Source organism: Aeromonas sp. Y289-2 (genome assembly GCF_027705925.1).
GTDB lineage: Bacteria > Pseudomonadota > Gammaproteobacteria > Enterobacterales > Aeromonadaceae > Aeromonas > Aeromonas veronii.
Genome location: NZ_JAPDCH010000032.1, coordinates 1 through 10877, shown reverse-complemented (window position 1 = coordinate 10877; position 10877 = coordinate 1). Strand labels below are relative to the sequence as shown.

The 10877-nt window shown below is 53.0% G+C and carries 11 protein-coding genes; 10 read left to right on the top strand and 1 reads right to left on the bottom strand.

Annotated elements, in window-relative coordinates:
• Positions 1–19: 19 nt before the first annotated feature.
• The gene (gene intI1 / locus OKC43_RS21345; protein WP_143236976.1) at positions 20–994 is read right to left on the bottom strand and encodes a class 1 integron integrase IntI1; all 975 of its coding nucleotides are present in this window, start codon (positions 992–994) and stop codon (positions 20–22) included.
• A gap of 351 nt (positions 995–1345) precedes the next feature.
• On the opposite strand from intI1, the gene OKC43_RS21340 reads away from it, so the two are divergent.
• From OKC43_RS21340 to OKC43_RS21285, 10 genes are all read left to right on the top strand, one after another.
• On the top strand, positions 1346–2002 hold the full coding sequence (locus tag OKC43_RS21340; RefSeq protein ID WP_000361704.1) for a quinolone resistance pentapeptide repeat protein QnrVC4: 657 nt from the start codon (positions 1346–1348) through the stop codon (positions 2000–2002).
• A gap of 166 nt (positions 2003–2168) precedes the next feature.
• Positions 2169–2723: an AAC(6')-Ib family aminoglycoside 6'-N-acetyltransferase gene (gene aac(6')-Ib, locus OKC43_RS21335; protein WP_022631510.1), complete on the top strand. Its 555-nt coding sequence runs from the start codon at positions 2169–2171 to the stop codon at positions 2721–2723.
• A gap of 214 nt (positions 2724–2937) precedes the next feature.
• Positions 2938–4197 carry a chloramphenicol efflux MFS transporter CmlA5 gene (locus tag OKC43_RS21330; protein ID WP_012300772.1) on the top strand — a complete coding sequence of 420 codons (1260 nt, stop codon included), beginning with the start codon at positions 2938–2940 and terminating at the stop codon, positions 4195–4197.
• Positions 4198–4461: 264 nt separating this feature from the next.
• Positions 4462–5262, top strand: coding sequence for an oxacillin-hydrolyzing class D beta-lactamase OXA-10 (locus OKC43_RS21325; protein ID WP_000846390.1), 801 nt, complete (start codon positions 4462–4464; stop codon positions 5260–5262).
• A 31-nt stretch (positions 5263–5293) separates the two neighbouring features.
• Positions 5294–5848: an AAC(6')-Ib family aminoglycoside 6'-N-acetyltransferase gene (gene aac(6')-Ib, locus OKC43_RS21320; RefSeq protein WP_022631510.1), complete on the top strand. Its 555-nt coding sequence runs from the start codon at positions 5294–5296 to the stop codon at positions 5846–5848.
• A gap of 69 nt (positions 5849–5917) precedes the next feature.
• Positions 5918–6709, top strand: a complete 792-nt coding sequence (gene aadA1, locus OKC43_RS21315) for an ANT(3'')-Ia family aminoglycoside nucleotidyltransferase AadA1 (RefSeq protein WP_001209508.1) — start codon at positions 5918–5920, stop codon at positions 6707–6709.
• A 34-nt stretch (positions 6710–6743) separates the two neighbouring features.
• On the top strand, positions 6744–7217 hold the full coding sequence (dfrA14, locus tag OKC43_RS21310; RefSeq protein WP_004201280.1) for a trimethoprim-resistant dihydrofolate reductase DfrA14: 474 nt from the start codon (positions 6744–6746) through the stop codon (positions 7215–7217).
• Between the two features lie 220 nt (positions 7218–7437).
• Complete coding sequence (gene mobC / locus OKC43_RS21765; RefSeq protein WP_001144737.1) at positions 7438–7704, top strand: plasmid mobilization relaxosome protein MobC; 267 nt, start codon at positions 7438–7440, stop codon at positions 7702–7704.
• Between the two features lie 142 nt (positions 7705–7846).
• A complete protein-coding gene (locus OKC43_RS21295) occupies positions 7847–8611 on the top strand; it encodes an IS6-like element IS6100 family transposase (protein ID WP_001389365.1) in 765 nt (254 codons plus the stop codon).
• 533 nt (positions 8612–9144) lie between these two features.
• Entirely contained in the window at positions 9145–10716 is a 1572-nt protein-coding gene (locus tag OKC43_RS21285; protein WP_094307857.1) for an ATP-binding cassette domain-containing protein, read from the top strand.
• Positions 10717–10877: the final 161 nt, after the last annotated feature.

Below are 10877 nucleotides of genomic sequence, written 5' to 3'. Positions count from 1 at the left end.
CATAGCCAGTCACAATAAATCAATCACTTAGCAGTCTGAATGTCGCATTTGGACGGAAAATCCCTAGAACCCCAGAGACGTCGGAATGGCCGAGCAGATCCTGCACGGTTCGAATGTCGTAACCGCTGCGGAGCAAGGCCGTCGCGAACGAGTGGCGGAGGGTGTGCGGTGTGGCGGGCTTCGTGATGCCTGCTTGTTCTACGGCACGTTTGAAGGCGCGCTGAAAGGTCTGGTCATACATGTGATGGCGACGCACGACACCGCTCCGTGGATCGGTCGAATGCGTGTGCTGCGCAAAAACCCAGAACCACGGCCAGGAATGCCCGGCGCGCGGATACTTCCGCTCAAGGGCGTCGGGAAGCGCAACGCCGCTGCGGCCCTCGGCCTGGTCCTTCAGCCACCATGCCCGTGCACGCGACAGCTGCTCGCGCAGGCTGGGTGCCAAGCTCTCGGGTAACATCAAGGCCCGATCCTTGGAGCCCTTGCCCTCCCGCACGATGATCGTGCCGTGATCGAAATCCAGATCCTTGACCCGCAGTTGCAAACCCTCACTGATCCGCATGCCCGTTCCATACAGAAGCTGGGCGAACAAACGATGCTCGCCTTCCAGAAAACCGAGGATGCGAACCACTTCATCCGGGGTCAGCACCACCGGCAAGCGCCGCGACGGCCGAGGTCTTCCGATCTCCTGAAGCCAGGGCAGATCCGTGCACAGCACCTTGCCGTAGAAGAACAGCAAGGCCGCCAATGCCTGACGATGCGTGGAGACCGAAACCTTGCGCTCGTTCGCCAGCCAGGACAGAAATGCCTCGACTTCGCTGCTGCCCAAGGTTGCCGGGTGACGCACACCGTGGAAACGGATGAAGGCACGAACCCAGTGGACATAAGCCTGTTCGGTTCGTAAGCTGTAATGCAAGTAGCGTATGCGCTCACGCAACTGGTCCAGAACCTTGACCGAACGCAGCGGTGGTAACGGCGCAGTGGCGGTTTTCATGGCTTGTTATGACTGTTTTTTTGTACAGTCTATGCCTCGGGCATCCAAGCAGCAAGCGCGTTACGCCGTGGGTCGATGTTTGATGTTATGGAGCAGCAACGATGTTACGCAGCAGGGCAGTCGCCCTAAAACAAAGTTATGTGTTTTTCTTGCAAGCGCCATGATTAATCAAAACTTTTTTCTAGCCATGCGGCATGGGTGAATTAAAAAACAGTGCCTTAGAGCGTCAATTTGGTACCTTATTTTTGCGATTTTAAGTGGTTGTAAGTTGCTGTTTTTAAGGTGTTTATTTTTCTTGAGAACTGGTTGGTAAATGTTAGTCTTCGACTCAAATAGAAAGAGGGCTAGAAAATGGATAAAACAGACCAGTTATATGTACAAGCAGACTTTTCACATCAAGACATGAGTGGTCAGTATTTTAAAAATTGCAAATTTTTCTGCTGTTCCTTTAAACGAGCGAACCTCCGCGATACACAATTTGTAGATTGTTCTTTCATTGAACGAGGTGAATTAGAGGGGTGTGATTTTTCTTACTCGGATCTTAGAGATGCATCTTTTAAAAACTGCAGTCTTTCAATGTCGTATTTCAAAGGTGCAAATTGTTTTGGTATCGAGTTCAGAGAATGCGATTTAAAGGGTGCCAATTTTGCTCAAGCTAGCTTCATGAATCAGGTATCGAACAGAATGTATTTTTGTTCAGCTTATATAACAGGTTGTAATCTTTCATACGCCAACTTTGAAAGGCAGTGTATCGAAAAGTGTGATTTGTTTGAGAATAGATGGATTGGCGCAAATCTGAGTGGTGCATCATTTAAAGAGTCTGATTTAAGTCGGGGAGTATTTTCTGAAGGGTGTTGGAGCCAGTGTAGGTTGCAAGGTTGTGATTTGAGCCACTCGGAGTTGTATGGTTTAGACCCTCGGAAAGTTGACCTTACAGGTGTAAAAATCTGTTCGTGGCAGCAAGAACAACTTTTAGAGCAATTAGGTTTAATAGTAGTTCCTGACTAAATTTGATGGTTTGAACACACACATAACAAACGCCTCAAGAGGGACTGTCAACGCGTGGCGTTTCCAGTCCCAATGAGCTGTGGTGGTTACGGCTGTTGTGTTTGGGTTTAGTGTCATGCGTTGCCAGCCCCTTAGGCGGGCGTTAGGCATCACAAAGTACAGCATCGTGACCAACAGCAACGATTCCGTCACACTGCGCCTCATGACTGAGCATGACCTTGCGATGCTCTATGAGTGGCTAAATCGATCTCATATCGTCGAGTGGTGGGGCGGAGAAGAAGCACGCCCGACACTTGCTGACGTACAGGAACAGTACTTGCCAAGCGTTTTAGCGCAAGAGTCCGTCACTCCATACATTGCAATGCTGAATGGAGAGCCGATTGGGTATGCCCAGTCGTACGTTGCTCTTGGAAGCGGGGACGGATGGTGGGAAGAAGAAACCGATCCAGGAGTACGCGGAATAGACCAGTCACTGGCGAATGCATCACAACTGGGCAAAGGCTTGGGAACCAAGCTGGTTCGAGCTCTGGTTGAGTTGCTGTTCAATGATCCCGAGGTCACCAAGATCCAAACGGACCCGTCGCCGAGCAACTTGCGAGCGATCCGATGCTACGAGAAAGCGGGGTTTGAGAAGCAAGGTACCGTAACCACCCCAGATGGTCCAGCCGTGTACATGGTTCAAACACGCCAGGCATTCGAGCGAACACGCAGTGATGCCTAAGTCAAACGTTGGGCGCACAATAAGGCTCCTCGCAGAGTTGCTTGAAAGTTGTTACGATTCAAATTCAATCATGAGATAGTCAGCAGATGAGCACTTCCAAGAACGCAGACAAGTAAGCCGCAGCAACCTTCATTTTTCGGTTGTTGCGGCGTTCTCATGAATCCTTTTGCTCTACGGGAGCGCCGCCAAATCCTTTGTTCAAGGAGATGGTTTCGTGCGCTCAAAAAACTTTAGTTGGCGGTACTCCCTTGCCGCCACGGTGTTGTTGTTATCACCGTTCGATTTATTGGCATCACTCGGCATGGACATGTACTTGCCAGCAGTGCCGTTTATGCCAAACGCGCTTGGTACGACAGCGAGCACAATTCAGCTTACGCTGACAACGTACTTGGTCATGATTGGTGCCGGTCAGCTCTTGTTTGGACCGCTATCGGACCGACTGGGGCGCCGCCCCGTTCTACTGGGAGGTGGCCTCGCCTACGTTGTGGCGTCAATGGGCCTCGCTCTTACGTCATCGGCTGAAGTCTTTCTGGGGCTTCGGATTCTTCAGGCTTGTGGTGCCTCGGCGTGCCTTGTTTCCACATTTGCAACAGTACGTGACATTTACGCAGGTCGCGAGGAAAGTAATGTCATTTACGGCATACTCGGATCCATGCTGGCCATGGTCCCGGCGGTAGGCCCATTGCTCGGAGCGCTCGTCGACATGTGGCTTGGGTGGCGGGCTATCTTTGCGTTTCTAGGTTTGGGCATGATCGCTGCATCTGCAGCAGCGTGGCGATTCTGGCCTGAAACCCGGGTGCAACGAGTTGCGGGCTTGCAATGGTCGCAGCTGCTACTCCCCGTTAAGTGCCTGAACTTCTGGTTGTACACGTTGTGTTACGCCGCTGGAATGGGTAGCTTCTTCGTCTTTTTCTCCATTGCGCCCGGACTAATGATGGGCAGGCAAGGTGTGTCTCAGCTTGGCTTCAGCCTGCTGTTCGCCACAGTGGCAATTGCCATGGTGTTTACGGCTCGTTTTATGGGGCGTGTGATACCCAAGTGGGGCAGCCCAAGTGTCTTGCGAATGGGAATGGGATGCCTGATAGCTGGAGCAGTATTGCTTGCCATCACCGAAATATGGGCTTCGCAGTCCGTGTTAGGCTTTATTGCTCCAATGTGGCTAGTGGGTATTGGTGTCGCCACAGCGGTATCTGTGTCGCCCAATGGCGCTCTTCGAGGATTCGACCATGTTGCTGGAACGGTCACGGCAGTCTACTTCTGCTTGGGCGGTGTACTGCTAGGAAGCATCGGAACGTTGATCATTTCGCTGTTGCCGCGCAACACGGCTTGGCCGGTTGTCGTGTACTGTTTGACCCTTGCAACAGTCGTGCTCGGTCTGTCTTGTGTTTCCCGAGTGAAGGGCTCTCGCGGCCAGGGGGAGCATGATGTGGTCGCGCTACAAAGTGCGGAAAGTACATCAAATCCCAATCGTTGAGAGAATGTGGCAAGCTATCGCCCAACAAATCGCTGCAGCCGACCCAAAACCGCTACGCGGTTTCGGTCGGCTGAGCTCAGGCGTTAGGCCTCGCCGAAGCGAAAGATCGCTACTTGAAGTGTTGACGCCTTTGTTTTAAAGTTTCGCGTCTATCTTTCTGATTTTGTTAAAAAATCAGACTTTGATTAATCATGTTAGACGTCAGAGGTATTTTGACTTAAACGCCTCTGAGGTCGAATTAACGTTAGCCACCAAGAAGGTGCCATGAAAACATTTGCCGCATATGTAATTATCGCGTGTCTTTCGAGTACGGCATTAGCTGGTTCAATTACAGAAAATACGTCTTGGAACAAAGAGTTCTCTGCCGAAGCCGTCAATGGTGTCTTCGTGCTTTGTAAAAGTAGCAGTAAATCCTGCGCTACCAATGACTTAGCTCGTGCATCAAAGGAATATCTTCCAGCATCAACATTTAAGATCCCCAACGCAATTATCGGCCTAGAAACTGGTGTCATAAAGAATGAGCATCAGGTTTTCAAATGGGACGGAAAGCCAAGAGCCATGAAGCAATGGGAAAGAGACTTGACCTTAAGAGGGGCAATACAAGTTTCAGCTGTTCCCGTATTTCAACAAATCGCCAGAGAAGTTGGCGAAGTAAGAATGCAGAAATACCTTAAAAAATTTTCCTATGGCAACCAGAATATCAGTGGTGGCATTGACAAATTCTGGTTGGAAGGCCAGCTTAGAATTTCCGCAGTTAATCAAGTGGAGTTTCTAGAGTCTCTATATTTAAATAAATTGTCAGCATCTAAAGAAAACCAGCTAATAGTAAAAGAGGCTTTGGTAACGGAGGCGGCACCTGAATATCTAGTGCATTCAAAAACTGGTTTTTCTGGTGTGGGAACTGAGTCAAATCCTGGTGTCGCATGGTGGGTTGGGTGGGTTGAGAAGGAGACAGAGGTTTACTTTTTCGCCTTTAACATGGATATAGACAACGAAAGTAAGTTGCCGCTAAGAAAATCCATTCCCACCAAAATCATGGAAAGTGAGGGCATCATTGGTGGCTAAAACAAAGTTAGGCATCACAAAGTACAGCATCGTGACCAACAGCAACGATTCCGTCACACTGCGCCTCATGACTGAGCATGACCTTGCGATGCTCTATGAGTGGCTAAATCGATCTCATATCGTCGAGTGGTGGGGCGGAGAAGAAGCACGCCCGACACTTGCTGACGTACAGGAACAGTACTTGCCAAGCGTTTTAGCGCAAGAGTCCGTCACTCCATACATTGCAATGCTGAATGGAGAGCCGATTGGGTATGCCCAGTCGTACGTTGCTCTTGGAAGCGGGGACGGATGGTGGGAAGAAGAAACCGATCCAGGAGTACGCGGAATAGACCAGTCACTGGCGAATGCATCACAACTGGGCAAAGGCTTGGGAACCAAGCTGGTTCGAGCTCTGGTTGAGTTGCTGTTCAATGATCCCGAGGTCACCAAGATCCAAACGGACCCGTCGCCGAGCAACTTGCGAGCGATCCGATGCTACGAGAAAGCGGGGTTTGAGAAGCAAGGTACCGTAACCACCCCAGATGGTCCAGCCGTGTACATGGTTCAAACACGCCAGGCATTCGAGCGAACACGCAGTGATGCCTAACCCTTCCATCGAGGGGGACGTCCAAGGGCTGGCGCCCTTGGCCGCCCCTCATGTCAAACGTTAAACATCATGAGGGAAGTGGTGATCGCCGAAGTATCGACTCAACTATCAGAGGTAGTTGGCGTCATCGAGCGCCATCTCGAACCGACGTTGCTGGCCGTACATTTGTACGGCTCCGCAGTGGATGGCGGCCTGAAGCCACACAGTGATATTGATTTGCTGGTTACGGTGACCGTAAGGCTTGATGAAACAACGCGGCGAGCTTTGATCAACGACCTTTTGGAAACTTCGGCTTCCCCTGGAGAGAGCGAGATTCTCCGCGCTGTAGAAGTCACCATTGTTGTGCACGACGACATCATTCCGTGGCGTTATCCAGCTAAGCGCGAACTGCAATTTGGAGAATGGCAGCGCAATGACATTCTTGCAGGTATCTTCGAGCCAGCCACGATCGACATTGATCTGGCTATCTTGCTGACAAAAGCAAGAGAACATAGCGTTGCCTTGGTAGGTCCAGCGGCGGAGGAACTCTTTGATCCGGTTCCTGAACAGGATCTATTTGAGGCGCTAAATGAAACCTTAACGCTATGGAACTCGCCGCCCGACTGGGCTGGCGATGAGCGAAATGTAGTGCTTACGTTGTCCCGCATTTGGTACAGCGCAGTAACCGGCAAAATCGCGCCGAAGGATGTCGCTGCCGACTGGGCAATGGAGCGCCTGCCGGCCCAGTATCAGCCCGTCATACTTGAAGCTAGACAGGCTTATCTTGGACAAGAAGAAGATCGCTTGGCCTCGCGCGCAGATCAGTTGGAAGAATTTGTTCACTACGTGAAAGGCGAGATCACCAAGGTAGTCGGCAAATAATGTCTAACTCAAGCGTTAACCCAGGATGAGAACCTTGAAAGTATCATTGATGGCTGCGAAAGCGAAAAACGGCGTGATTGGTTGCGGTCCAGACATACCCTGGTCCGCGAAAGGGGAGCAGCTACTTTTTAAAGCATTGACCTACAATCAGTGGCTTCTGGTGGGTCGCAAGACGTTTGAATCTATGGGCGCACTCCCCAATAGGAAATACGCGGTCGTTACCCGCTCAGGTTGGACATCAAATGATGACAATGTAGTTGTATTTCAGTCAATCGAAGAGGCCATGGACAGGCTAGCTGAATTCACCGGTCACGTTATAGTGTCTGGTGGCGGAGAAATTTACCGAGAAACATTACCCATGGCCTCTACGCTCCACTTATCGACGATCGACATCGAGCCAGAGGGGGATGTTTTCTTCCCGAGTATTCCAAATACCTTCGAAGTTGTTTTTGAGCAACACTTTACTTCAAACATTAACTATTGCTATCAAATTTGGAAAAAGGGTTAACAAAGCTATGCAATCGACGGCAAAAAGCTTCGTTCGCTTCGCGCACTACGCCTTTTCCGCGATTGATAGCGACGTTATGTGAATATTGAAATGAGCATTCCAAAGAAAGGAAGTAGAAAAATTATCGTGGGCGAAAATGAGTTTTTGTGGCTCATTAGGTCAAAACTCACATATTCGCAGGACTGTTTAGGTACAGAAATGACTGCGGTCGTTGAACCGGATGCCGGTCCTCACTGATGAAGAAGTGAACACCGTACGGGAATCGTGCCGGCAGCTTGGAGCTATCGGCCGGAACCTCAACCAGGTGGCCAGGGCCTTGAACATCGAGTTCAGGGAAAGTGACAAGCTCAAGCAAGAGGCCATCGAAAAACTGGCCGAACGGATCGACCAGCATTTGGACCATGTGTCTGAGCTGTTCGATAAGACCTGGAGCCGGTGGCACGATTGTCATTTTCAGAAGACGACTGCACCAGTTGATTGGGCGTAATGGCTGTTGTGCAGCCAGCTCCTGACAGTTCAATATCAGAAGTGATCTGCACCAATCTCGACTATGCTCAATACTCGTGTGGGCTCTGTTGCAAAAATCGTGAAGCTTGAGCATGCTTGGCGGAGATTGGACGGACGGAACGATGACGGATTTCAAGTGGCGCCATTTCCAGGGTGATGTGATCCTGTGGGCGGTGCGCTGGTATTGTCGCTATCCGATCAGCTATCGCGACCTTGAGGAAATGCTGGCGGAACGCGGCATTTCGGTCGACCATACGACGATCTATCGCTGGGTCCAGTGCTACGCCCCGGAGATGGAGAAGCGGCTGCGCTGGTTCTGGCGGCGTGGCTTTGATCCGAGCTGGCGCCTGGATGAAACCTACGTCAAGGTGCGGGGCAAGTGGACCTACCTGTACCGGGCAGTCGACAAGCGGGGCGACACGATCGATTTCTACCTGTCGCCGACCCGCAGCGCCAAGGCAGCGAAGCGGTTCCTGGGCAAGGCCCTGCGAGGCCTGAAGCACTGGGAAAAGCCTGCCACGCTCAATACCGACAAAGCGCCGAGCTATGGTGCAGCGATCACCGAATTGAAGCGCGAAGGAAAGCTGGACCGGGAGACGGCCCACCGGCAGGTGAAGTATCTCAATAACGTGATCGAGGCCGATCACGGAAAGCTCAAGATACTGATCAAGCCGGTGCGCGGTTTCAAATCGATCCCCACGGCCTATGCCACGATCAAGGGATTCGAAGTCATGCGAGCCCTGCGCAAAGGACAGGCTCGCCCCTGGTGCCTGCAGCCCGGCATCAGGGGCGAGGTGCGCCTTGTGGAGAGAGCTTTTGGCATTGGGCCCTCGGCGCTGACGGAGGCCATGGGCATGCTCAACCACCATTTCGCAGCAGCCGCCTGATCGGCGCAGAGCGACAGCCTACCTCTGACTGCCGCCAATCTTTGCAACAGAGCCTCCGTCGCCATGCTCACCTCGCTTTGGTGCACACGAGTATTGAGCATAGTCGAGATTGGTGCAGATCACTTCTGATATTGAACTGTCAGGAGCTGGCTGCACAACAGCCATTACGCCCAATCAACTGGTGCAGTCGTCTTCTGAAAATGACACATGGCATCTGACATCAAGTTAGGGTATAGCCCAGACTGACACTTGACTTATTGATACAACATGCAAGTGAGTGATACCGGAACATTTGGCATTTTTTACTATCTGAAGTATGATTTTACTTTCATCAGTAAAGAGTATTTCGCCGATGCGCATTTAACCTGTCCGCACCCCACTTTTGATTCTTCTCCCGCCAGGGAGAGCGGGTGCGTCTCACCGTGACAGGTTGATGCTGATTCCTCTGCTGTTTTCCCACTTGTGGACACGTGTCCCTGTCATTTGGTTTAGCTCTTGGCCTGCGGCTTCCGCATTGGCCTACAGGAGTTCAGATGACCCATATCGCATGTCATATCAACACTTTGCAGCTGCCCTTCGTCGCCTGTACTGTGCCCCTTACCTTCACTTTGCCCGCTGCGGGCTGCACCCTGATCGGCCGTAACGGCATCGGCAAGAGCCTGCTGCTGGAACTGCTGGCGGGCCAGCGCCGCGCGGATTCTGGCAAGATCGAGTGGTTGACCCCCATCAGCTGGTTGTCCCAGTTTGCACCGGCTCAAGATCATGACTGCGCAGCCAGTGTGGCCGACCTTATCGGCTGGGGCGAGCCGCTACGGGCCCTTGAGCGCATCGAGCAGGGGAGCTGCGCCCAGGACGATTTCGAGTTGCTGGCTGATCGCTGGAACCTGCGCAGCGATCTTGCCGACCTGCTGGCAGAAGCAGGCCTCAGACTCGATCCCCATGTCCCGGTCAGCACCCTGAGCGGTGGCCAGCTCACCCGTTTGCGCCTGCTGGCGCTGTTTGCGAGGCCTGCTCACTTTCTGTTGCTTGATGAGCCAGACAACCACCTCGATGCCTCTGGCATCGACTGGCTAAGCCAGCAACTGGCCAGACATCGCGGAGGTTACCTGCTGGTGAGCCACGACCGGCGCCTGCTCAATCAAACCAGTCAGATTCTGGAGCTGAGCGAGCAGGGGTTACAGAGTGCCCGCCTCTCGTTTGACGAGTTTCTGGCACAGCAGGCCGAGGTACAGGCTGCCCGCAGCACCAGTTTGGCGCAAGCGGTGCGAGGCGAAAAGGCGGCGGCGCGCAGCTTGCAAAAAGTGCGTGAACAGGCGGCCAGACGAGCCAGTCAGGGGCGGCGTGAGCGCGGCTCCCAAGCCAAAATCCTGCTTGATTTCAAGGCGGAACAGGCAGGCAAATCCCTTGGCAGAGTGCTGGACCGCCACGAGCGGGGCCACAGTGCGCAAGTGGAGGCCCGCACCGAGGCAGCAGCCGCGCTGGCGGCGGTGCAGCCGCTCATCATGCAGTGGCCGGAGGAGATCGAGCGCAAGGGGGCTGCCCAGCCGCTGGTGATTACGGCTGCGTCTCACGTGCGCTGGCATGGCCAGCGGGTTGATCTGGTGCTGCAACGGGGTGAGCGCTGTTTGCTCGGCGGTCGCAATGGCTGCGGCAAATCGAGTCTGCTGCAGATGTTGCGCGGGGTGCTGGAGCCCGAGACGGGCAGCTTTCGCATCAATGGCAAGATGGCTTGCCTCGATCAGGGGCTCAGCCTGATTGCGCGGGATCTCAGCCCGCTTGCCAACCTGTTGACAGTGGCTCCGACACTGGCCGAGAGTGATGCGAGAACACGGCTGGCGGGCATAGCCCTGCGCGGCGATCGCGCTCTGACGCCTTGTCATGGTCTGAGTGGGGGGGAGAGGTTAAAACTGGGTCTGCTGATGGTACTGGCGCAACTGCCCGACCTGCTGCTGCTCGATGAACCGGACAACCATCTGGATCACCCCTCGCGTCAGTTGCTCACTCAGGTCCTGGCGGACTACCCAGGCACTCTGCTATTGGTTTCTCACGATCCCGACTTCGTTGCAGGGGTTGGGGTTGGTAAAGAATTAAATCTTTCAGAGTGACCGCAAGATGATTGACCTAGATGCCCTTGTGGCAGGGGGTTAGAGGAGTTGACGGAAATTTCGGCGGTTCCGGCTTACAACCCCTTCTTCGCCGCGGCAGCCTTGAACGGCCTCAATTTCCTGACGGGCTGTTTCCTTTTGCCGGAGTCGCACAAAGGCGA